Origin of the sequence: Streptomyces sp. NPDC026659, from assembly GCF_040638245.1 — a bacterium.
GTDB lineage: Bacteria > Actinomycetota > Actinomycetes > Streptomycetales > Streptomycetaceae > Streptomyces.
Genome location: NZ_JBEZXY010000002.1, coordinates 334,572 through 358,082 on the forward strand (window position 1 = coordinate 334,572; position 23,511 = coordinate 358,082).

Consider the following 23,511-nt stretch of genomic DNA (forward strand, 5'->3'; position numbering starts at 1 on the left):
CCCATGACGACAACGGAGCCGCCCGCCCTGCTGAGCGCGCGCGACCTGCGGGTGGTCTTCCCCGGCCGGTCCGGGGCCGCGCCCGCGCGCGCCGTCGACCAGGTCGAACTGGAGATCCGCCCCGGCGAGATCGTCGCGCTGGTCGGCGAGTCCGGCTGCGGCAAGTCCACGCTCGCCCGGGCGCTGCTCGGGCTCGTGAAGCCGACGGCGGGAGAGGTGTCGTTCGCCGGCCGCCCGCTGGCGTACTCCACCCGCGCCCTGCGCGCCTACCGCCGCCGCGCGCAGCTGGTCCTCCAGGACCCCATCGGCTCGCTCAACCCCCGGCACACGGTGTACGACGCGGTGGCCGAGGGACTGCGCATCCACGGGCACTCCGGCGACGAGCGGGCGGCGGTGGCCGACGCGCTGTCCCGGGCCGGACTGCGGCCCCCGGAGCGGTTCTTCCTGCGCTACCCGCACGAGCTGTCCGGCGGCCAGCGCCAGCGCGTGGTCATCGCGGGCGCGCTGGTCCTGGAGCCCGAACTCCTCGTCGCCGACGAGCCGGTGGCCTCCCTGGACGCCTCGGTGCGCGGCGAGATCCTGGACCTGCTGCTGCGACTGCGCACCGAACTGGGCCTGGCCGCGCTGGTGGTGACCCACGACCTGGGCCTCGCCTGGAACATCGCGGACCGGGTGGCGGTGATGTACCTCGGCCGGATCGTGGAGACGGGCCGGGTCGAGCAGGTCCTCACCGCACCCCAACACCCCTACACCCGCGCCCTGTTGTCCGTCCTCCCGGACGCGCCCGGCGACCCCGTGATCCTCACCGGCGAACCCCCCGACCCCTCCCGCATCCCCACCGGCTGCCGCTTCCGAGCCCGTTGCCCGGTCCTGGCGAGCGACGAGGCGGAACGGGCGGGCGTCGCGGACGCCTGCCGCACCGAGGACCCGGCCGTCCTCGACGCGGGCCCCACCGCGCAGGCGGCCTGCCACTGGGTGCACGCGCAGGTGACGGCGTAGGACTCGCGGGCCCGGGTCAGTCCTTCGGCGAGGCCACCAACTCGGCTTCAAAACCGTCCGAGTTGGCGAGGTAGGCCGCGTAGTGGTCGGGGCCGCCCGCGTGCGGGTGCCGGTCGGGGAAGAGCAACTCCCAGCCGTGCTCGGGCGCCTGGGCCGCGAGGACGTCGACCTCGGTGGGCGAACCGGCGTGGAAGGCAAGGTGGTTGAGGCCCGGGCGCAGCCGGTCGTGCCCGGTGCCGCGCAGCGCCGGTGACCGCTCGACGACGACGTACGTCGGTCCAAGGCGCCAGCTGCGGCCGTGCTCCCAGTTCTGGTACGGCTCGTAGCCGAGGCGGCCGAGCAGCCAGCCCCACTCGGCCTCGGCACGGGGCAGGTCGGGCACCCACAGCTCGACATGGTGCAGGGTCATCGCGCGACTCCAGCGAAGCTCTCGGCGGAACGGTTCTCGGAAAAAGCTCTCGAAAAAAGCTCCCGGAAAACGCCGAGTTCCCGGCGCCCTCATCCAACAGGGCACCGGGAACACGACGAGCCGGGGCGGGTCAGGCGTGGACCACGTCCTTCTCCTCGGCAAAGTGGCAGGCCGACTCGTGGGCCGCCGGGGTGTCGCTGCCCTGGAAGCGCTCGGGCACGGCCAGCAGCGGCACCTCCTCGGCGCACTTGTCCTGGGCCTTCCAGCACCGGGTGCGGAAGCGGCAGCCCGAGGGCGGGTTGGCCGGGGAGGGCACGTCACCGGTGAGGATGATCCGCTCACGGTGCTCACGCGCGTCCGGGTCCGGCACCGGGACCGCCGACAGCAGCGCCTGGGTGTAGGGGTGCGTCGGGTGGTCGTAGATCTGCTCGTCCGTGCCGATCTCGGCCATCTTGCCGAGGTACATCACGCCCACGCGGTCCGAGATGTGCCGGACGATCGACAGGTCGTGCGCGATGAAGATGTAGGACAGGTTGAACTCGTCCTGCAGGCGCTCCATCAGGTTGATGACCTGCGCCTGGACCGACACGTCCAGGGCCGAGACCGGCTCGTCGCAGATGATGACCTCGGGGTTGAGCGCGAGGCCGCGGGCGATGCCGATGCGCTGGCGCTGGCCGCCGGAGAACTGGTGCGGGTACCGGTTGATGTACTCCGGGTTCAGGCCGACGACGTCCAGCAGCTCCTGCACCCGCTTGCGCCGGTCGCCCTTCGGGGCCACCTCGGGGTGGATGTCGAAGGGCTCACCGATGATGTCGCCCACCGTCATACGGGGGTTGAGCGAGGTGTACGGGTCCTGGAACACCATCTGGATGTTGCGCCGCACCGCGCGCAGCGCGCGGCCCGACAGCTTGGTGATGTCCTGGCCCTTGTAGAAGATCTCGCCGGCGGTCGCCCGCTCCAGGTTCATCAGCAGCTTGGCGACCGTGGACTTGCCACAGCCGGACTCGCCGACGATGCCCAGGGTCTCGCCCTGGTAGAGGTCGAAGGAGATGCCGTCGACGGCCTTGACCGCGCCGATCTGCCGCTTGAACAGGATGCCCTGGGTGAGCGGGAAGTGCTTCACCAGGTTGCGCACCTGGAGGATCGGCTCGCCCTGCTCGACGGGCGCCTCGATGGCGGCGACCGCCTCCGTCTCGGTGGCCGCGTCGACGGTCTCGACCTCGGAGACGTTCGGCGTGGCGTCGTCCTTGGGCTCGTCGTCCTTCGCGAGGTTCGTGGACTCAGCCATGGATCGTCTCCTTCCAGAAGTGGCAAGCGGAGGAGCGGCCGGGGATCTCCGTACCGTCCGGCTCGGTCACCTGCACCAGCGGCGGTACATCGGTGCGGCAGATGTCCTGCGCGACACTGCAGCGCGGGTTGAAGGCGCAGCCCGGCGGGATGGCCTGGAGGTTGGGCGGCAGGCCCTTGATGGCGTAGAGCTCGTGGCCCTTCTGGTCCAGGCGCGGGATCGACTCCAGCAGGCCCTTGGTGTAGGGGTGGGCCGGGCGCTTGTACAGCTCGTGCACCGGGGCGGTCTCGACGATCCGGCCCGCGTACATCACCGCGATCTTGTCGGCGACGTCCGCGACGACACCGAGGTCGTGGGTGATGAGGATCAGGCCCATGTTGTACTCGCGCTGGAGCTCGGCGAGCAGGTCCATGACCTGGGCCTGGACGGTCACGTCGAGGGCCGTGGTCGGCTCGTCGGCGATGATCAGGTCCGGCTCCAGGGCCAGCGCCATGGCGATCATGATGCGCTGGCGCATACCGCCGGAGAACTGGTGCGGGTAGTCGTTGACCCGCTGGGCCGCGGCCGGGATGCGCACGCGATCCATCAGCTCGATCGCCCTGGCCTTGGCCTCCTTGCGGGACAGGCCCTGGTGCGCACGGAACATCTCGCCGAGCTGGAAGCCCACCGAGAGCACCGGGTTGAGCGAGGACAGGGCGTCCTGGAAGATCATCGCCATCTTGGCGCCGCGCAGCTTGCGCCGCTCGGACTCCGGCAGGCGCAGGATGTCCTGCCCCTGGAAGAAGATCTCGCCCTTGGCGATCCGTCCGGGCGGGCTGTCGAGGATGCCCATGATCGCCTGCGCGGTCACCGACTTGCCGGACCCGGACTCACCGAGGACGGCGAGCGTCTCGCCCGCGCGGACGCTGTAGTTGACACCGTTGACCGCCTTGGTCACGGAGTCGCGGACCTCGAACTCCACGTGCAGATCGCGGACCTCCAGGAGCGGGGTGGTCCCGTCCGCCCCGGCTTCACTGGGAGCCGTCTCCAGGCTGGTCATGCCGTCACCTTCATCGTGCTTGGCCAAAGGGGTTGGATTCATGGCGGTCGGTCACCGGAGCTTCGGGTCGAGCGCGTCGCGAAGACCGTTGCCCAGCAGGATGAAGCCGAGAGCGGTGATGACGATCGCGAGGCTCGGGTAGGTCCACATGAAGTCCTTGACGCCCATGAAGTTGCGGCCCGCGGAGATCATGTTGCCCCACTCGGCGACCTCGGGGTCGACGCCGACGCCGAGGTACGACAGCGACGCCTCGGCCACGATCGCGATGCCGACGTTGCTGGTGCCGTACACCAGCACGGAGGTCAGCGAGTTGGGCAGGATGTGCTTGCGGATGATCCGGCCCTGGCTCGCGCCCAGCGCCTTGGCGGCGTGGACGTAGTCCATCTCGCGCACCGAGAGGATCTGGCTGCGCAGCAGCCGGGCGAAGGTCGCCCACGAGAAGATGGCCAGCGAGAGCACGACGGGCAGCACGCCCCGGCCCATCAGCAGGATGAGGACGATGGCGCCGATCAGCACAGGGAAGGCGAAGAAGATGTCGGCGACACGCATGATCACCGTGTCGACCCAGCCGCCGTAGTAGCCGGCCAGCGAGCCCAGGACCACGCCGATGACGAGGGCGACGAGGATCGAGGCCAGACCGACGATCACCGCGATACGGCTGCCGTAGACGAGCCGGGACAGCTGGTCGCGGCCGAGCGCGTCGGTGCCCAGCCAGTGGCCGGCGCCCGGCGACTGCAGGGTGCTGGTCAGGTCCTGCTTGAGCGGGTCGTGCGGGGCGAGCAGCGGCGCGAATATCGCGACCAGGATCAGGACCACGATGATGGCCAGGCCCACCACGGCGAGTTTGTTGGCGAAGAAGCGGTGCCGGATGTCGGACCACTGGCTGACCCGGGCGACGCTCGGTTCGGCTCCCGGGGGCGCGGGAACGGGACCGGCCGCCGTCGCCTCTTCGGTCTGCGAGACGAGTTCGGTCATTGTGAGACTCCTAGAAGGGGGCGATCCCGCGGGTCAGGCGAGGCGGATACGCGGGTCGAGGGCGGCGTACAGCAGGTCGACGATCAGGTTCAGCAGGACGAAGACCGCCACACTGATCGTCACGACTCCGACGATGATCGGGTTGTTGTTCTGCTGGATCGCCTGGATCAGCGCGAGCCCGATGCCGTTCCAGTTGAAGATCGTCTCGGTGATGATCGCGCCGCCGAGCAGGGTTCCGAAGGAGATGCCCAGGTAGGTGATCACCGGAATGACCGAGTTCCGCAGGATGTGCCGCAGCAGCACCGTCCGGCGCGGCAGGCCCTTGGCGATGGCCGTCTTGACGTAGTCGGCGCGCAGGACCTCCAGCATGGTGCTGCGTGCGAGCTGGGCCACGAGTGCCGCGTCGATGATGGCGAGGGTGAAGGCAGGGAGGACGATGCCCACGAAGTCGTCGCCGGCGATCAGCGGGAACCAGTCCAGCTCGATCACGAACACGCGCTGCATGATCATGCCGAGCACGATGGACGGGATGCCGATGGCCAGGGTGGTGATGAAGGTCGCCGACACGTCCCAGATGGAGTATCTGCGCATGGCGGCGAGCACACCGACGCTGATGCCGATGACGATGTCGATCACCATGGCCGCGATCGCCAGGTTGGCCGTGTTGCCGAGCTTCGGGATCAGGATCTCGGTGACCGGCCGGCCCTGCGTGTAGTCCGTGCCCAGATCGCCGGTGGCGAGCTTCCCGACATAGGTGCCGTACTGGACGACCAGCGGCTTGTCGAGCCCGTACTGCTTGTGCAGCTGGGCGATGACCGCGGGGTCACGCGCCTTGTCGCTGCCCGCGATCTGGCCCACCGGATCTCCGGGGAGCACGAACAGGCAGGCGAACAGGATCATCGTCGCGCCGAGCGTGACAATGACCAACTGGCCCAGCCTGCGGACCACATACCTTCCCATGACTGCCTCTCTGCCTCGCTGCCTCTTCCGCAGCGGCTCCCGCGCCCCGCATCACGGGCGTGGGGTGGGACGGGAGAAGTGGATCAACTTCCCCCGACGGTCGTCGGGGGTCGTGGTGTCCGAGTGGACACTCGGACACCACGACCCCCGGTTGCCGGATTCCGCCTGCGGCGGTGACCCGTTACTTCAGGCTGATCTCAGCCAGGGTCGGGTTCTCGTGGAAGTCCATCTTCACGTTCTTGAACTTCTTGGTGTCCGCGAGACGCAGCTGGGTGCGGTTCCACAGCGGGATCAGCGCCTGGTCGTCCAGCGCGACCTTCTCGGCCTGCTTGTACAGGTCGTTGCGGCCGGCCTGGTCCTGGGTGGCGCGGGCCTTGGCGAGCAGGTCGTCGAACGCCTTGTTGCTGTAGCGGCCGCGGTTGTCACCGGTGACCTTGCCGTTGGCGTCCTTGTTGATGGAGGCCGTGTCCAGCAGCGGGTACAGGAAGTTGTCCGGCGTCGGGTAGTCCGCGCCCCAGGCGAAGCGGTAGGCACCGGAGGCCTTCGGCTTCTGCTGGTCGGCGAGCAGCTCGGCGAACGGCTTGCCGGTGGCCTTCACCTTGACACCGAGCACGCTCTCGAGCTGCTGCTTGATGGCCTGGATCCACTCCTCGTGACCGGCGCCCGTGTTGTAGCCCAGCTCGATGGTGGTGCCCGGCTTCAGGCCGCCTTCCTTGGCGAGCTGCTTGGCCTTGGCCTTGTCCTGCTTGATGCAGGAGGTGCACAGGTCCTTCTGGTACACGTCCTTGAAGACCGGCGGCAGGATCGTCGTCGACTTCGTGTACATGCCCTGGAAGACGCCCTTGATGATGGCGTCGCGGTCGATCGCGTAGGAGACCGCCTGGCGGGCCTTCACGGTCTTCAGCGAACCGTTGTCGGTGATCGGGAGGAGGTAGTTCATCCCGTTCGTGTCGACGTTGAGCCACTCGCCCTGCGGGTCGTACTTGGCCTTGGCGGCCGGGAGCTGCGGGGTGGGCATCCGGGCCCAGTTGTACTGACCCGACTCGAAGCCCTGGTACTCCAGGGTCACGCCGTTGGCGGAGTTGAGGATGTCGATCTGCACCTTGGCCAGGTGCGCCTTCGTGCCGCCGAAGCTGTCGTTGCGGACCAGCGTGATCGACTTGTTGTGCTCCCAGCGGCCCTGGATCTTGAACGGGCCGTTGCCGATGGGGGCTTCGTTGTACGCCTTGTTCTTCGCGTCACCGGCGACCTTGGGCACCGGGCTGAAGACCGTGTGCGTGGTCTTGATGTAGAACTCGAAGTCCGGGGCGGAGAGCTTGACCTGGAGGGTGTACGGGTCGGGAGCGCTCAGACCGGTCAGCTCCTTGGCCTTACCGGACTGGACGTCCTCGAAGCCCTCGATGCCGGCCATGTGGTACGCGACGTCGGACGCGGCGGTCTTCTGCGCCACGCGGTTCCAGCCACGGATGAAGGACTCGGCGTCGACCGCCTCGCCATTGCTGAACTTGGTATCCTTCTTGATGGTGAAGGTCCAGGTCTTGCCGTCGGCGCTGACCTTCTTCGACGTCGCCAGCGTGGGAATGACCTGACCGTCGGCGGTCGGCTCGTAAAGGCCGGTGAAGAGGTTGTCCGTGACGAGCTGGCCCTCGGACTCCTGCGAGTTGTAGGGGTCGATGGCCACCGGCTCGGTGATACCCAGCCGGAAGGTGCCGCCGTCCTGGCCCGCGCCCTTGTTGCTGCTGTCGTCACCGCCGCCACAGGCAGTCGCGGACAGGGCTATGACGATCGCACCCGCGACCCACTTGGCGCTGTTGGCACCGCGCATGGGTTCCTCCTCCTGAGTATTTTGTTCACCGCAAGGGAGCGCCCGGGCATTCGCCATTCCGCAGTCGTGAAGGAATGGAGAAGACCAAGTGCCCCCGCAATGCTCGCGAGTCGGCGCCTCCCACGGCACGTGACCCGTTGACCCGAGCTCTACGCGCCTAACTATCTGCCATGCGTTCACTGGCCGACCACAGTGATTTGGTCTCGGTTCGATCACACCTGGCGTTAACTTCTTCCGAAATCCGGACAAACAGATTGCCGAAAGATCCCTGCGAAACGGACTTGTTACACGACTATCGGTTCGTGTCGTCCGAATAGCGGACATGGGATAAGGAAATGAGTTGCACCCGGCGGTGGAGATCGATCTCGAACACCGCCCGCACTCGAACACGGCGGAACGCCGGCGGGGCGAGGCCCGCGTCCGGACACCCTAGCCCCGCGAACACGGCCGAGCCGACGGAATCGGGCCATCACGGCAGACCCTAGGGAAAACCCTGTATGAACCCTCCCCTTCTTATAGAGGTCCCCTTTCTTCTTATAAGGATCTCTCCAGGGCCCCCTCGCCTCCGTGATCTTCATGACGGACTTGTGGAGATATGCGCCTTATACCAGGTAGAACCCTGTTTCGGGTAGCTTGGGGGGATGCCTCTGGCCACCCGGCGCGCCCCAGCGCGCTCCGGGACGTACGATGGGGGATGGCCGTGGCGTGTCCAGCCCGGCAGGGCCCGCGCAACACAGACGTCCGCGCAGGGCATTCCTCAACTCCGGGAGTACGCCGCAATATGGCCACGCGCCACGACATCCGTAACGTCGCCATCGTCGCCCACGTCGACCATGGCAAGACCACCATCGTCGACGGCATGCTGAAGCAGGCCGGCGCGTTCGCTGCCCACCAGCTCGACTCCGTCGACGACCGCATGATGGACTCGAACGACCTGGAGCGTGAGAAGGGCATCACGATCCTCGCCAAGAACACGGCGGTGAAGTATCACCCCAAGGACGGCGGGGACCCGATCACGATCAACATCATCGACACCCCCGGCCACGCCGACTTCGGTGGCGAGGTCGAGCGTGGTCTGTCGATGGTCGACGCGGTCGTCCTGCTCGTCGACGCCTCCGAGGGCCCGCTCCCGCAGACCCGCTTCGTGCTGCGCAAGGCGCTCCAGCAGCGTCTGCCCGTGATCCTCTGCATCAACAAGACGGACCGTCCGGACTCCCGGATCGACGAGGTCGTCAACGAGACCTACGACCTCTTCCTCGACCTGGACGCGGACGAGGAGCAGATCGAGTTCCCGATCGTCTACGCCTGCGGCCGTGACGGCATCGCCTCGCTGACCAAGCCGGAGAACGGCACGGTCCCGGCGGACTCCACCAGCCTGGAGCCGTTCTTCTCCACGATCCTGGAGCACGTCCCGGCCCCGACGTACGAGGAGGACGCGCCGCTCCAGGCCCACGTCACCAACCTCGACGCGGACAACTTCCTCGGCCGTATCGCGCTGCTCCGTGTCGAGCAGGGCGAGCTGCGCAAGGGCCAGACCGTGGCGTGGATCAAGCGCGACGGCTCGATCCAGAACGTGCGCATCACCGAGCTGATGATGACCGAGGCGCTCACCCGCAAGCCCGCCGAGGTCGCGGGCCCCGGTGACATCTGCGCCGTCGCCGGTATCCCCGACATCATGATCGGCGAGACCCTGGCCGACCCGGAGAACCCGGTCGCGCTGCCGCTGATCACGGTCGACGAGCCCGCGATCTCCATGACCATCGGCACCAACACCTCGCCGCTGGTCGGCCGCGGTGGCACGGGCAAGGGCGCGGACGCCAAGTCCGCCGTCAAGGACCGCAAGGTCACCGCCCGCCAGGTCAAGGACCGCCTCGACCGCGAGCTGGTCGGTAACGTCTCCCTCCGCGTGCTCGACACCGAGCGCCCGGACGCCTGGGAGGTCCAGGGCCGTGGTGAGCTGGCGCTCGCCATCCTGGTCGAGCAGATGCGCCGTGAGGGCTTCGAGCTGACCATCGGCAAGCCGCAGGTCGTCACCCAGCTCATCGACGGCAAGGTCCACGAGCCGGTCGAGCGCATGACGATCGACGTGCCCGAGGAGCACATGGGTGCGGTCACGCAGCTCATGGGCGTCCGCAAGGGCCGCATGGACAACATGTCCAACCACGGCTCCGGCTGGGTCCGCCTGGAGTTCGTCGTCCCGTCCCGCGGCCTCATCGGCTTCCGCACGGAGTTCCTGACCAACACGCGCGGCACGGGCATCGCCCACTCCATCCACGAGGGCCTCGAGCCGTGGTTCGGCACGCTGACGACCCGTAACAACGGCTCGCTCGTCGCCGACCGCTCCGGCGCCGTCACCGCGTTCGCGATGACGAACCTCCAGGAGCGCGGCGTGCTGTTCACCGACCCCGGCACCGAGGTGTACGAGGGCATGATCGTCGGCGAGAACTCGCGCTCCGACGACATGGACGTGAACATCACCAAGGAGAAGAAGCTCACGAACATGCGGTCCTCGTCGGCCGACTCGTTCGAGGCGATCGTCCCGCCGCGCAAGCTCTCCCTGGAGCAGTCCCTGGAGTTCTGCCGCGACGACGAGTGCGTCGAGGTGACCCCGGAGGCCGTGCGCATCCGCAAGGTCGTCCTCGACCAGAAGGAGCGCGGTCGCACCGCGAGCCGCGCCAAGCACGGCTGATCATCCGCGAAGGCTGATCCCCCAGCACGTGACGCCGGCCGCTCCTCGCTCCATTGCGAGGGGCGGCCGGCGCCGTTTTCGGGGTGGTCAGCTCCTGGACGGGCTGGGCGAGACCGTCGCGCCCTTCTTCAGGAAGCCCATGTCCTCGTAGACCGGGGTGCGGAAGCCGAAGGCGCCCGCGTTGACCAGGTTCTTCCGGGCGCCGACGAGCTGGGGGCGCTGGTAGAGGGGGATGGAACCGGCGGTCGCCCAGATGCGGGAGTCGGCCTTGCGGAGCAGGTCGCGCGCCTGGTCCGCGTCGAGCGTGGCGGCGGCCTGGTCGAAGAGCTGGTCGACCTGGTCGGTGCCGATCCGGGTGTAGTTCTGCTCGATGTTCACCGAGCCGTCGGCGGCCGGGGCGGGCTTGGCGTAGATCGGGCGGGCGTCGGTGGCCGGGAACGCGGTGCCGGGCCAGGAGTACAGGGCGAGGTCGAAGTCGCCGGCCGCGACGTGGTCCTTGAAGTAGCCCGCGTCCGGGACCTTGGTGAGCGTCGTGCGGATGCCGACCTTCTCCAGCATCGCGGAGATCTTCCGGGCGACGGTGTCCAGGGTCTGCGAGCCCGCGCCCGAGGGGAGCACGAAGCGCAGGTTCAGCGCCTGGCCGTCCTTGGCGAGCGGGCCGGTGACGGCGCCCGCCGGGGCCGCGGTGCCCTTCGGGGCGTAGGCCCCCGGCGCGCCGCCCTGGCCCGAGTACTGCTTGCCGTCCTGGGCGAGTTCCCGGCCGCCGTCCTCGTGGCCGTTCTTGCCGTCGGACCGCTCGCCGTCCGACTGCTTGCCGTCCGGCTTTCCGGGGTGCTTGTTGTCCTCGCCGACGACGTACTCGCCGTCCTTGCCGCCCTCGGACTCGTCCTCGACGGCCTTGGTGGCCTCGGCCCCGGCCGCCTTGTCGGGCTTCTTCTGCTCCTTGACCGGGCCGCCCGGCACCCAGCCCGCCTCCGAGAGCAGCGCCTGGGCCTCCTTGGTGTCCTGGCCGCCGAGGGCGTCGCTGCCGTCGGCGTAGTCCGGCTGCCCGGCGAGCGCGAGATGGCTGCCGACCGGTACGGCGGGCAGGCCGAGCGGGGTGAGGACGACCTTGGCCAGCTCGGTACGGTCCAGGGCGCGGGCCACGGCACGGCGGACCCGCTCGTCGGCGAGGAGACCGCTCGCGCCGTTCATGGCGAGCTGGGTGTAGGCGGGCTCCAGCGACTTGCGGACGTCGTAGGAGCGCAGCGCCTCCTGCTCGTCCAGGTAGCGGGTGATCGCCTTGCGCAGCGTCTTCTGGCCCGCGTGGACCTCCTCGGACGCCAGGCCGTGGGCGAGTGCCCAGGAGCGGAGCTTCTTCGCCGAGGTCCTGCCGCCGCCCTGGAGCGGGCTGCCCGCGCCGTTGCCGCCGTTGGCGGAGCCGATCCGCTGGGCCTCGGAGGCATCGATGTCCGCGAGGTCCACGGTGCCGTCGGCGAGCGCCGTGGTGCGGCCGGTGCGGGGCACCGCGTGCAGCACGATCCGGTCCAGCTTGGCGGGCTCGCCCCACCAGCGCGGGTTGCGGGTGAGGATCACGTCCTTGGCCGCGGTGTCGACCTTGTCGACCTTGAAGGGGCCCGCGGTGGTCGTCAGCTTGCGGCGGGCGCCGTCGTTGAAGGCGTCCGGGGTGCCCATGACGTCCTTCGGGTACAGCGGGGAGAACAGCGACTTCCAGTCGGCGTAGGGGCGGGAGAAGGTGACCCGGACCTGGAGGTCGCTCGCGCCGCGCTCGATCTTCTCGATGCGGTCGTACCCGGCGTTGCGGGCGGTCCAGAAGGCGGTGTTCCTGCCGGACAGGGCGCGCCACTGGGCGACGAAGTCGGCGGCGCCGATCTCCCGGCCGTCGCTCCAGACCGCCTGCTGGTTCAGCTTGTACAGCACGACCTGGCGGGGCTCGGTCTCGATGACCTTGGCCGACTCCAGGTAGGCCGGGTTGGCCTCGGGGGCGCCGCCCGCGTCGAGGCGGAACATCGAGGGCAGGACGGCCTGGGCGACCCGGGTGGTGCCCGCGTCGGCGTCGGCCTGGTAGGCGTTCAGGGTCTCCGGCACCGCGTCCACGGCCCACTTCAGGGTGCCGCCCTCGGCGACCTGGGTGCGGGCGGCAAGGGCGATGTCCTGCGGGGCCAGGGGACGGTCGGCCTTGTCGTCGGAGCCACATCCCGACAGGAGGGGCACCGCGAGGGCGCCCGCGGTGAGGAAGGCGACCGCGCGCATGACCGCGCGCAGGCCGACGCCGTCGTGGGACATCTGTGCTACCTCCGGGAAGCCGCGGACGTGGTGATCACTTTTGGCGGTATATGGAGCTGATCAGATCTATGGACTCACTGAAAACGACCTTGTCGTTTGATCGCGGGCGACACGTCGGGGTCGTACGACAAGCCCACCCGTGCGGCGCAACCCTCCCCGGCGCCCGTGCGCACTCCGCCGGAAAACACCGCGTCCCGCCCACTCGCGGCACCGCCCGGCCGCCCATACGCTCCGAAATGTGACCAGCACCCTGGGCCGCCCCCGGCACGCCACGGCGCACCTGCGCCTGCGTGTGGTCCACGTCCTGACGGGCGGGACGACGGCGGCGGTCTGGCTCCTGCTCCCGGCCACGGCGCACGCGCCCGGACATCCCGTCGCGGCCCCGTCCGCGGTGTCCACGCCGGCCGTGTCCACGACCGCCCTCGCGCGTACGGACACCGCCCCCGCCGGGACCACCCGTACGGCCGTCGGCTTCGGGGCGGCGGAGCAGGACGGGTCGGCCGTCGACCTCGCCCTGCCGCTGGTCGTGGCCGTCGCCGCCGTGCTGGCCGCCGGGTACGGCTATGTACGGCGGACCCGCCGGGTGCGGACCCGTACGACCCCGGCACCGGCGCCCTCGGCCCCGCCCGCGCCGGGCACCGGCGGCACCGAGCGGCAGGCGCGGGAGGCCCTGATACGCGCCGACGACTGCGTACGGGCCTCGGCGGAGGAGCTGTCGTACGTCTCGGAGGCGGAGGGCGGACCGGCCCGCGAGGCGCTGCGCGCCGCCGAGGCGGAGCTGGCGGCCGCGTTCGCGATCTTCGGACGCTGGGCGGAGGGCGTACCCGAGGACGCGCACGCCCGGCGGCAGGCCCTGGTCGGCGTGGTCGGCCGGTGCGAGGAGGCAGGGCGGCGCCTGGACGCGGAGGCGGCCGCTCTGGACCGGCTGCGGGGACCGGCGGGCGGTCCGGCCCTCGGGGTCGCGGAGCGGCGGTTCCGGGAGCTGACCGCGCGGGCGGCGGCCGCACAGGGCACGGTGGCGGCGCTGCGGGAGCGGTACGGGGTGCGGGCCGACCGGTACACCGAAGTGGCCCTGGACCGGCTGGTGTTCGCGACCGCCCGGCTCAACGAGGCTCGTCGCGCCGTCGATTCGGGCGCCGACCGGGAGGCGGCCCGTCAACTCCGCGCCGCGGAGGCCGCGATATCCCAGGCGGGCATCCAGATCGACGGTGTGGAACGGCTCGCCGACCGGCTCGCCGAGGCGACCGTGCTGGTCCCGGCCGCCCTCGCCGCCGCCGAGGAGGACCTGGCCGCGGCCCGCGAACAGGGCGCGGCACCCGTACGGGGCGACGAGGTCCTGGCCGCCGTACGCGAGGCCCCGCGGCCGTACGACCCGCTGGACGCGCTGCGCCGGATCACGGGGGCCGTGCGGCGGCCGGGGGAAGCGCGGGCGGAGGTGCTGCACGAGGCCGCGCGTCTCGTGGCCGAGGCCGCCGCAGACGAGGCGGCGGACTGCATCGCCGTACGCCGGGGCGTCGTCGGCGCCGATGCCCGCACCCTGCTCGCGGCGGCACGGCAGGCACTGGCGGCGACGGACCGGCGGGCCGAGCACGACGCCGAGGCGGACGTCCTGGCCCGGCGCGCGCTGGAGTCGGCCGAGGCGGACGTGCGCGCGCACCCGGCCCCGTACGCCGACGAGCCCGGGCATCCCGCAGGTCTCGCCGGTGCCGTCCTCGGCGGGGTGCTGCTCGGCGAGGAGCCGGACGGCGGGCCGCCGGTGAGCTTCGGCGGCCCCGCGACCCGGGACCGGCTCCGGCTGCCCCGGCCGGCCTGACCCGAGTCGACAGGCCCCTGGTCAGAACAGGCTCAGCAACGCCTCCGCCGGGTCCGTCAGCGTGCTCTCGGCGCCGGGCAGCGGGAGTTCGAACCACACCGTCTTGCCGCGCGGGGTACGGCGCGAGCCCCAGGCCGCACTGAGCAGTCCGACCAGCTGCAGTCCCCGGCCGCCCTCGTCGGTGTCGCGGGCGCGCCTGCGGCGGGGCTGGACGAGTCCCGCGTCCCACACCTCGCAGACCAGGGTGCGGTCGAGCAGCAGCCGCAGTCTGATCTCGCCCTCGCCGTACCGCAGGGCGTTGGTGACCAGCTCACTGACCAGCAGCTCCGTCGTGTCGACCAGGGGCTCCAGGTCCCAGGCGAGCAGCTGGGCGCGGGCGTACTCGCGGGCGCGGCCCACGCTGCGCGGCTCGCGCGGCAGGGTCCAGTCGCCGACCGAGTCGGCGGGCAGGCCCTGGACGCGGGCCAGGAGCAGCGCGATGTCGTCCTCGCCGTGCCGGGTGTCCAGGCTGCTCAGGACGTGGTCGCACACGTCCTCCAGCGGCTGGGCCGGGTCGGTGAGCGCCCCCACGAACGCCTGCAGCCCCTCGTCCAGCGGGTGGTCGCGGGACTCGACCAGGCCGTCGGTGTAGAGCGCGAGCAGGGCGCCCTCGGGGAGGTCGACCTCGACCTCCTCGAAGGGCTCGCCGCCGACGCCCAGCGGCATCCCGGGCGGCACGTCGAGCATCAGCGCGCTCTCACCCGGCTCCACCAGGACCGGGGGCAGATGGCCCGCGTTGGCGAAGGTGCAGCGCCGGGTGACGGAGTCGTAGACCGCGTAGATGCAGGTGGCGAGGTAGACCTCGCACAGGTCGGCGTCGCGCGGCTGGCGGGCGGCGCGGGTGGCCTGCTGGACGTTGCCGGAGGTGCCGAGACCGCGCGCGATCTCGTCCAACGCCGAGAGGACCTCGGCCGGTTCGAGGTCGAGCAGGGCCAGGGTGCGGACGGCGGTGCGCAGTTCACCCATCGCGACGGCCGCGCGCAGTCCGCGTCCCATCACGTCGCCGACCACCAACGCGGTGCGGTGGCCGGGCAGTTCGATGACGTCGAACCAGTCGCCGCCGACCTCGGTGGCCGCGTTGCCGGGCAGATAGCGGCAGGCGATGTCGAGTCCGGACGCCTCGGGGTCGTCGGGCGGGAGCAGGGACCGCTGGAGTATCAGGGCGCGTTCGTGCTCGCGGCGGTACAGGCGCGCGTTGTCCATGCAGACGGCGGCGCGCGCGGCGAGTTCGACGGCGAGGTCCCGGTCGCGGTCCCCGAAGGGCTCGCTGCCCTTGGTGCGGGCGAACTGCACGATCCCGACCACGGTGTCGTGCGCGACCATCGGCACGGCCAGCGTGGACTGCACGAGCCCGCCCTCCTCGGCGGGCACGCGCTGCGGGCGGGCGGTGCGCAGGGCGTCCGCGCAGGCCGAGTTGAACGGGAAGCGGTGGACCGAGCCGACCTCGACCGGTTCGCCCGAGTCGCCGAAGGGCACGTCGGACACGGCGCTGGCGAAGGCGACCCGGCGCAGTTCGGCGCTGCCGTCGGCCAGGCCCGGCGGAGTCTCGTCGCCGGTGAGCAGGCCCTGACAGAGGTCGACGGTGGCCAGGTCGCAGAAGCCGGGGACGACCACGTCGAGCAGTTCGCGCGCGGTGGTCTCCAGGTCGAGGCTGTTGCCGATGCGGGCACCGGCCTCGTTGAGCAGGGCGAGGTTGCGCCGGGCGGCGGCGGCCTCGCGGGCGGCGGCGCGACGGGCGGTGATGTCGGTGCCGAGCCAGGCGACACCGATGGGGCGCCCGCTGCCGCTGTGCACGCGATAGAGGTTGATGGACCAGTGCCGCCGCTCGTCCGAGTCGGGCACGAAGCCGGTGACGTGCATGTCGGTGATGGACTCGCCCGTCTCCATCACCCGGCGCAGGGTGGCGGCGACCCGGTCGGCCTCGGCGCGCGGGAGATAGTCGTGGACTCCCTTGCCCCGGTGGTCGTCCGGGGTGCCGCCGAAGATGGACGCGAACCGCTTGTTGGCCCGGCGGACCGTCAGATCGCCGTCGATGAGCAGGAAGCCGAAGGGAGATTGGCCGAATATCGCCTGCGAGGCGGCGAGATCGGTCTCGATGCCGCGCAGGGTGCGGATGTCCACGACGACGCAGACGGCGGCGTTCTCCCCGTCGGCGGTCTTCGTGGGCATGACGTAGACCTCGGCCAGCCCCTCCTCGCCGCGGGTGCCGTCGTCCCGGTCCGGCATCCGGAAGGGGACGACGCCGGTCCACTCCCGTCCGTCCAGGATCTCGGCCATCTTGCGGTGGCCGCGGGAGTGCAGATCGGGGTCGACGAACGCCTCGATGGGGTCCATGCCGAGGGCGCGTTCGGCCGGGACGCCCAGGAGCTGTTCGGCCCGCAGACCCCACTGCTCCACCAGTCCGCCGGGGCCGATGGAGAAGGAGGCCGCCTTGATGTACTCGTAGATGGAGCCGGGCGGACTGCTCTGCCACAGGTCGGCGGACGGCGTCTCACCGCGCGCGGCGGCAGCCGCGACCTCGTTCCTCGCGCCGTCCGACGGGTCCTCGGACTCCGTGGCCTTCGCTGGTATCTCGCTCACGCGAACCGTCCCCTCCAGCTCACCGCGTCCGGCACCGGTCACCGGGGGCGGCTGCCCGCAGTATCCAGCACTACGGCGCCGTAGGACACGGTGTTCACGATCACAGCTCGGTGCGGGTGAGTTCCGGACCGCGCCGCGACAACACTTCCACTCTTCTAACCAGGGAACACGTCCTCGAATCACCCACGCGGGCACGCGTCGTCGGCCGGGTGTCCGGCGCCACCGGCGCACGGCGCGGCGCGCCCCCGGTTCACCCCGGCAGCGTGAGTTCGAACCAGACGGTCTTGCCGGTGCCGCCGAGGCGGGTGCCCCAGCGGTGCGAGGCGCCCGCGACCAGTTGCAGCCCGCGGCCGCTCTCGTCCTCGGGGCGGGCGATCCGCTCGCGCGGCGGGTCGGGCAGCGGGTCGGAGACCTCGACCAGGAGGGAGCCGTCGAGTCCGGAGGGGCGCACCAGGCACAGGCCGATGGGACCGGTGGCGTGCCGCAGGGAGTTGGTCACCAGCTCGCTGACCAGCAGGGCCGTCAGCTCGGCGAGACTCTCCAGGTCCCAGTGGCGCAACTGGCCACGGACGGCGGCGCGGGCGGCGCGCACCGCGCCCGGCTCCGCGGCGAACGTCCACTCGGCGCGGTCGCCTCCGGTGTCGATCACGGATCACTTCCCAGGCCGGCGAGCCCACTCATGCCCGTTTTCATGGGGTCAATGGCGATATACCCGCATTTCGCGGGGTGGTATCGCAGGGGTGGGCGCACTGTGGCACGAACGGCGTATCCGGAGCGGGGCGCACGCCGGAGCTCCGCCCCTCCTCAGCCGTCGGTGGACGCCGTGCTTCCGTGCGCGGCCGGGGCGCCGAGCCGGGCGGCGAGTTCGCGGACCGCCGGGACGTCCTGATCCAGCCAGGGCACCTCCCAGAGACGGTCGGGGGTGAGCCAGCGCAGTTCGTCGTGGTCCTGGAGGGGGCTCGGTCCCGCCGAGCCGGGGCGCAGCCGCGCCGTCCACACGTGCAGGACATAAGGGGGTTTCAGGGGCCATTGCCCCGGGAGGCGTTCGACCGCGTCGGCGTCGACGCCCAGCTCCTCGCGCAGTTCGCGCACGAGCGCCTCGTCGGGCCGCTCGCCGGGCTCGACCTTGCCGCCGGGCAGCTCCCAGCGCCCGGCCAGTTCGGGGGGCGCGCTACGGCGCGCGGCGAGCAGCCGCCCCTCGTCGAGCAGGGCGGCGCCCACCACGATCCGTGCGTTCATGAAGTGGAGCCTACGGGAGCGCGTCCGGCGTCGGCCGCGGGAGCGCCCGGTGCCGGAGGACCTCCGGGGCTCAGTTGCGGGTGGCTTCCCCGCTGTGGTCGATGTGCTCGACCCAGTAGAGCTGTTTGTGGCCGTGCCCGTCGAGGCTGTCGGCGATCCGCTCGGCCTCGGCCCGTGTGGCGTACCGGCCGACCCGATAGGTGTTGCCGTTGTCGTCCTGCCGTATCACGATCCAGGGCAGGACGATCGCACCCTCATTCATCGCCCCCACCGCTCCCCTTCGCACCGCCCCACCCGCTTCCGGTCCCGGGCTCCCGACGCACCCCGCCTAAGGAAACCGCAATACGCATATGCCCGAGCGTACGCCCAACCTTCACCCTGCGAATACGGCTTTTCACGAAGAGGTATGCAACCGGCCAGAACGCATGGGGGCGCACACGAGTGAACGCGCCCGGTCGGCGCGGAAGTGCCGCAGCACGCGGGGTAGGCGAACAGACCTTCGATCACCTGGGGAAACGGCCGGAACGCGGCGCACGGAAGCACCGGGGGCGAGGAGCCGGCCGACAGGGTCCGACCCCCAGGGGGCGCATCGAGTGTGCGCTACCTCACGGGCAGGTGGTACGCGACCTGGTACCGATCGGCCGGAATCACCACGTCGGCGGTCTCCACCGGACGGCCCGAGGCGTAATACGTCCGCCGTACGACGATGACCACATGACCGGGCACACCACCGAGCAGCTGGAGCTCCTCGGCGAGGCCGGGGCGGGCGCCGACCTCCTCGGTGACGTTGTCCACGATGATGTCGATGGCGCGCATCCGCTCGACCACGCCCATCCCGCCGAGCGGCCCCTCCTCGGGCAGCATCACCGGCGTACGGCCCGTGACCGCGAGCGACTCCCAGGAGGTGGAGAGCATCATCGGCTCCCCCGCCTCCCGGAACAGGTACTTGGTGCGCATGACCCGCTCGCCGCACGGGATGCCGAGCCGCTCGGCGACGGCGGCGACGGCCTCGGTCTGCTCGCTGCTCGACTCCCAGGTGCCGCGCGCCGTCGCGTCGGCCTGCTCCTGCCGGAAGGGCGTGGCGCCGCCCGCCGGGCGGTACCCCGAGCGGGACACGCGCCGGGGCACGGGCTGCTCGCGCACATAGGTGCCGGAGCCGGAGCGGCCCTCGACCAGCCCCTCGGCCATGAGCACCTTGCGGGCCTCCAGCGCGACCGTGTCCGAGACGCCGTACTCCTCGCGGATGCGGGCCTGGGACGGGAGGCGGGTGTGGGGCGGCAGTGAACCGTCGACGATCTTCTTGCGGAGATCTCCCGCGACGCGCAGATACGCCGGCTGCTCACCGAAAGTCACTGGCCGCTCCCATCAGGTTGTACAGACAGCAACAGCGTGGCAACCCTGGGTTGTGCCGTGCAAGCAAAGGCCAGAGAATCACTCGAAGTGATGACGTGGTGTCGGGGAGAGCCGCACCCAGGGGCTTTCCCGCCCCGGCCCCCGCCATGACTCCGCTATGACTCCCCGCTCCGGCGACGATCACACCTCCGGAGCCGTACCCGGCCGTCGCGCCGGGCGCGTCGGGGCGTGCACGGCGGGTGTCCGGGCGGGTGTCGAGGCGGGTCTCGGGACGGTCCCGGGGCGGGCGCAAGCGGACGTACCGGACTCCGCTCCGGGGCACAGACCGGACAGGTACGGTGCTCCTGGGGCGGACCGCCCCGGAACGCGGCGGCGAGGACCCTGACCGGCAGGGGCGGAGTGGGGGCACGGCAGTGGGCGGAGCGGCAGTGGAGGGCACCGGCGTGGGCTCATGGACCGGGAGCGACACGGTACGCGCGGTGAACGGGCTGACCGCGAGATGGGCGTGGGAGGCCCCGGCGGACGGCACGGTGTTCTCGGCGGCCGGGGCGTGGCCCCTGCTGGCCTTCCTCGCGGACGGCGCGGGCGGCCCGGCGCGGGCCGAACTGGCCCAGGCCCTCGGGGTGCCCGCCGAGCACGCGGCGGCGGCCGCGCGGGGACTGCTGACCGCGCTGGACTCCGTCTCCGGCCTGGACGCGGCGGTCGGCCTGTGGGCGCACCAGAGCCTGCGGTTCCGCGAGGAGTGGCGCGGAGCCCTGCCGGTGGGCAGCCACGGGGTGTTCGGGGACGACCTGCTCACCGCGCAGGAACGGCTGGACGCGTGGGCGGTCGAGCGGACCGGCGGCCTGGTCGAGCGCATGCCGGTGACGCTGACGCGTGACGCGCGGATGGTGCTGGCGAGCGCGCTCTCCCTGCGTACGACCTGGCGGCAGCCCTTCACCGATACGATGCTGGCCCCGGAGTCCGGCCCCTGGCAGGGCCGCAGGCTGCGCGGGCTGCACCGCAGGAGCGTCCGCCCCGACCGGGTGGGCGTCGCGGGCGCGCCGGAGGGCTTCGTCACGACCCTGACCGTGCCCGGGGACAACGGCATCGACGTCCATCTGGTGCTCGGCGAGGAGCGCATGACGCCGGGCCAGGTCCTCTCGGCGGGCGTCGGCGTGGTGGAGCGCACGGTCGCGGTCACGGCCGGGGGCGCGCTGCCGTTCGGCCACGTCGGCCCGGGGCTGCACATCGAGTCCCAGCCCGCGGTCCGGCCCGAGCCGATCGCCCTGGACGTGCGGACGGTGGCGTACGAGGTGCGCACCGACCACAACCTCCTCGCCCTGCCCGCCCTGTTCGGCCTCACCACGGCGGTGCGGACCCCGGGCTCCCACTTCCCCGGCATCAGCGACGCCCCCCTCGCCATCGGCGACGCCCGCCAGTCGGCCGTAGCCCAGTTCGGCGCCCTCGGCTTCCGCGCGGGCGCGGTGACGGCGGTGATGGCGGTCCCGGGCGGCGTACCCGAGTACCGCTACGAGACGACAGTGGTCCGCGCGACCTTCGACCGCCCCTTCGCCTTCCTCGCCGTCCACCGCGAGAGCCGGCTGATCCTTACGGCGGGGTGGGTTACGGAGCCGGTGCCTTATCAGGGGAGGTGAAAGCGGTTGCGGCGGCCGGTTCGGGGCCGTGGCGGGCGGACTGCCGAGGACGGGGCTCGCCGTTGACGCGCCGCGTCTCCTCCCAGCCCCCGGCGCGCGGAGGAAGGATTCCGTTCGGCAGGCATCGCGCCCCGAAGGCCGCTCACGGGTGTCCCGCTGACTCCTTGCGGACCACTCCGAGCCGCGCCTGTTCCTCCTCGACGATCCGGCGTGCCAACTCGGTGTCCGACACGTCGACCGCGTCCGGCGTGGATTCGGCCACGGCGCTGCGGCGGGCGTAGGCGTCGAACAGGCGGGTCTTGTCCTCCAGCATCCTCACCATGCGTTCGTCCACGCCCCCGGTGGCCAGGAGGCGGTGCACGCGCACGGGCCTGACCTGGCCCATACGGTGGGCGCGGGCCACCGCCTGGTGCTCGATGGTCGGTTTGATCTGGGGTTCGCAGATGACGACGACGGAAGCGGCCTGGATGTTGAGGCCCACGCCCGCCGCCTGGATCTGTGCGAGGAGCACCGCGGGGCCCGCCTCGGCAGCGAAGTCGTCGACGATCCGCTGCCGCCGCTCGGCCGCCACGCTCCCGGTGAGCGGGCCGAAGACCGCGGTGCTGCCGCCGGTTCCGGCCGCGAGCGCTTCCCGCACCACGCCCAGTACGTCTCTGAAATTGGAGAAGACCACCGTCTTCTGCCCGTTGACGGCCGCCTCCTGGACGATCTCCCGGAGCCGTTCCAGCTTGGCCGACTTCTCGGGGCGCGCGTACGCGGCCCTCCGCATCGCCATGAAGTTGCCCGCGCGGACGGCTTCGCGGTACGCCTCCTCGTCGGACGCGCTCAGTTCCTCCCACTCGTCGGTCCGCTGGAGACTGGGAAGTTCGGTCAGTACGTCTTCCTGGTTGCGTCGCAGATAGACCGGGGCCACCGCCTTACGGAAGGCGACCGAACCCGCCGGCGCGTCGCCCTCGCCCAGGGAGTCCGCGACAGCGCCGTCGAGCATCCGGACCAGGTTGCGGAACTCGACGACCCTGTTCTCCATCGGGGTTCCGGTCATGAAGAGGGTGCGCCCGCACCGCTCCGCCCAGCCGGCCACCGCCTGGGACCGCTTGGCGTTCGGATTCTTCACGGAGTGCGCCTCGTCGACGACGAACAGCCCGACCTCCCCGCCGTCCCACACCGGGAAACCCCGAAGGGAGTCGAACGTGGTCACCGCGACCCCACCCCGCTCCTTCCAGTCGGCGAACGCGTACTGCCGGTCGGGACCGTGCAGCGGTACGACACGCAGCGCGCTGCGGGCCTCGATCTCCCGCGTCCAGTTCACGAGGACGCTCGCCGGACAGACGATCATGAAGTGACTCGCCCCCTCGGCGGCCAGGTGCGCCAGTACGGCGATCGCCTGGATGGTCTTCCCGAGACCCATCTCGTCGCCGAGTATCACCCTGTGCTGGGCGAGCGCGAACCGTGCGCCGAACGCCTGGTAACCGCGCAGGGAGACCCGCCGGTGCGTGTCGTCGAGGGGCTGCACCCGCACCCGCTCGGCGACCTCGTCCGGCAGGAACCCCTCGACGGCGGCCACGTCGGGACGCCGTCCGGAGATCTCCGCCAACAGGCTGTAGTACTCGGCGGACCGGAGTTCGAAGTCCACCCAGGCCGCGATGTCGGACGAGGGCCCCCGGAGCAGGTCCACCGACGCCTGGGCCAGCAGCTCGGGCAGCCCCGCCCGCTCCGTCTCGTCCACCAGCGACTGGAGCGCGGTGACCGCCGCCAACGCGCGGGCCTTCTTCTCCCGGCCCGCCAGAAGCATCCGGAGCCGACCGGTGACGAGCCGGGCATCATCGAGCAACGGCCCCACCCGCCCCGACAGTTCAACGGCCCTGTCGACCGCGCGACGGGCGTCCGGTCCGGCCTCCACCAGCACGTGCAGGGCCACGACGAGCGCGGTCGTGCTCGGTTCCGGCCGGTCCACGTCGAGGTGGACACCCACCGTCTCGTACACGGCCTCGGAGAGCCGGCGGGCGGCGGCGAGCATCTGGTCGACGGTGTGCTGCCCGACGCCGGGAATCTGACGCAACCGGTAGGGGCCCGCCTCCAGGACGCTGCCCACGGTGCGCAGTCCGCCCTTCTCGACGCTCCCCACCCGCAGCCGTCCCTCGGTGACGTCCTGCAGACGGACGACGGGAATGGCGTCGAGTTCCCGCTTCACCGCCGCGTCCTGAATCGGCTTCAGCGCCGCCCGCACGGCCTCCACGGCCCGGCCATGGTCATCGACCACGGCCCGCGCCGCCTCGAACAGCCGCGTCCCCCTCGCGACGACGTCCCGCTCCCCACGCCCCACGTTCCCCCGCCCTCTTCACATGTGCCGGCATTCTCCCACCGAGACGGAGAAGTCCAT

The 23,511-nt window shown here is 71.2% G+C and carries 17 protein-coding genes; 4 read left to right on the plus strand and 13 right to left on the minus strand.

Annotated features, from left to right (window positions below):
• The first annotated feature begins 3 nt into the window (after positions 1 to 3).
• A complete protein-coding gene (locus AB0E91_RS06120; protein ID WP_361777313.1) occupies positions 4 to 999 on the plus strand; it encodes an ABC transporter ATP-binding protein in 996 nt (331 codons plus the stop codon).
• Between the two features lie 16 nt (positions 1,000 to 1,015).
• Here the strand turns inward: AB0E91_RS06120 and AB0E91_RS06125 are convergent, their stop codons facing one another.
• The 6 genes from AB0E91_RS06125 to AB0E91_RS06150 form a co-directional block, all read right to left on the minus strand.
• A complete protein-coding gene (locus AB0E91_RS06125; RefSeq protein WP_361775919.1) occupies positions 1,016 to 1,408 on the minus strand; it encodes a VOC family protein in 393 nt (130 codons plus the stop codon).
• A 130-nt stretch (positions 1,409 to 1,538) separates the two neighbouring features.
• Positions 1,539 to 2,696 carry a dipeptide ABC transporter ATP-binding protein gene (locus AB0E91_RS06130; RefSeq protein ID WP_361775922.1) on the minus strand — a complete coding sequence of 386 codons (1,158 nt, stop codon included), beginning with the start codon at positions 2,694 to 2,696 and terminating at the stop codon, positions 1,539 to 1,541.
• Positions 2,689 to 3,735 (minus strand): ABC transporter ATP-binding protein, encoded by a 1,047-nt coding sequence (locus AB0E91_RS06135; protein WP_361775925.1) that lies wholly within the window; start codon positions 3,733 to 3,735, stop codon positions 2,689 to 2,691. The genes AB0E91_RS06130 and AB0E91_RS06135 overlap by 8 nt, the downstream gene beginning before the upstream one ends.
• Before the next feature lie 51 nt (positions 3,736 to 3,786).
• Complete coding sequence (locus AB0E91_RS06140) at positions 3,787 to 4,710, minus strand: ABC transporter permease (RefSeq protein ID WP_361775928.1); 924 nt, start codon at positions 4,708 to 4,710, stop codon at positions 3,787 to 3,789.
• Between the two features lie 33 nt (positions 4,711 to 4,743).
• On the minus strand, positions 4,744 to 5,670 hold the full coding sequence (locus AB0E91_RS06145) for an ABC transporter permease (RefSeq protein WP_361775931.1): 927 nt from the start codon (positions 5,668 to 5,670) through the stop codon (positions 4,744 to 4,746).
• A 181-nt stretch (positions 5,671 to 5,851) separates the two neighbouring features.
• Complete coding sequence (locus tag AB0E91_RS06150) at positions 5,852 to 7,495, minus strand: ABC transporter substrate-binding protein (RefSeq protein WP_361775933.1); 1,644 nt, start codon at positions 7,493 to 7,495, stop codon at positions 5,852 to 5,854.
• 781 nt (positions 7,496 to 8,276) lie between these two features.
• Between AB0E91_RS06150 and typA the strand changes: the two genes are divergently transcribed.
• The gene (gene typA, locus AB0E91_RS06155; RefSeq protein ID WP_361775936.1) at positions 8,277 to 10,184 is read left to right on the plus strand and encodes a translational GTPase TypA; all 1,908 of its coding nucleotides are present in this window, start codon (positions 8,277 to 8,279) and stop codon (positions 10,182 to 10,184) included.
• A gap of 87 nt (positions 10,185 to 10,271) precedes the next feature.
• Here typA and AB0E91_RS06160 read toward each other — a convergent pair whose 3' ends face one another.
• Complete coding sequence (locus tag AB0E91_RS06160) at positions 10,272 to 12,470, minus strand: ABC transporter family substrate-binding protein (protein ID WP_361775939.1); 2,199 nt, start codon at positions 12,468 to 12,470, stop codon at positions 10,272 to 10,274.
• 238 nt (positions 12,471 to 12,708) lie between these two features.
• Between AB0E91_RS06160 and AB0E91_RS06165 the strand changes: the two genes are divergently transcribed.
• Positions 12,709 to 14,283, plus strand: coding sequence for a hypothetical protein (locus AB0E91_RS06165; protein WP_361775942.1), 1,575 nt, complete (start codon positions 12,709 to 12,711; stop codon positions 14,281 to 14,283).
• Positions 14,284 to 14,304: 21 nt separating this feature from the next.
• On the opposite strand, the gene AB0E91_RS06170 is transcribed toward AB0E91_RS06165, so the two are convergent.
• The 5 genes from AB0E91_RS06170 to AB0E91_RS06190 form a co-directional block, all read right to left on the minus strand.
• Positions 14,305 to 16,902, minus strand: a complete 2,598-nt coding sequence (locus AB0E91_RS06170; protein WP_361775945.1) for a SpoIIE family protein phosphatase — start codon at positions 16,900 to 16,902, stop codon at positions 14,305 to 14,307.
• 250 nt (positions 16,903 to 17,152) lie between these two features.
• Positions 17,153 to 17,551: an ATP-binding protein gene (locus AB0E91_RS06175; RefSeq protein ID WP_361775948.1), complete on the minus strand. Its 399-nt coding sequence runs from the start codon at positions 17,549 to 17,551 to the stop codon at positions 17,153 to 17,155.
• A gap of 155 nt (positions 17,552 to 17,706) precedes the next feature.
• Positions 17,707 to 18,141 (minus strand): (deoxy)nucleoside triphosphate pyrophosphohydrolase, encoded by a 435-nt coding sequence (locus AB0E91_RS06180; RefSeq protein WP_361775951.1) that lies wholly within the window; start codon positions 18,139 to 18,141, stop codon positions 17,707 to 17,709.
• A 70-nt stretch (positions 18,142 to 18,211) separates the two neighbouring features.
• Entirely contained in the window at positions 18,212 to 18,403 is a 192-nt protein-coding gene (locus AB0E91_RS06185) for an SPOR domain-containing protein (RefSeq protein ID WP_361775954.1), read from the minus strand.
• A gap of 338 nt (positions 18,404 to 18,741) precedes the next feature.
• A complete protein-coding gene (locus AB0E91_RS06190) occupies positions 18,742 to 19,494 on the minus strand; it encodes a GntR family transcriptional regulator (RefSeq protein ID WP_361775957.1) in 753 nt (250 codons plus the stop codon).
• Between the two features lie 479 nt (positions 19,495 to 19,973).
• On the opposite strand from AB0E91_RS06190, the gene AB0E91_RS06195 reads away from it, so the two are divergent.
• Entirely contained in the window at positions 19,974 to 21,131 is a 1,158-nt protein-coding gene (locus AB0E91_RS06195; RefSeq protein ID WP_361775960.1) for a serpin family protein, read from the plus strand.
• A gap of 142 nt (positions 21,132 to 21,273) precedes the next feature.
• Here the strand turns inward: AB0E91_RS06195 and AB0E91_RS06200 are convergent, their stop codons facing one another.
• Positions 21,274 to 23,454: a DEAD/DEAH box helicase gene (locus AB0E91_RS06200; RefSeq protein ID WP_361775962.1), complete on the minus strand. Its 2,181-nt coding sequence runs from the start codon at positions 23,452 to 23,454 to the stop codon at positions 21,274 to 21,276.
• Positions 23,455 to 23,511 lie beyond the last annotated feature (57 nt).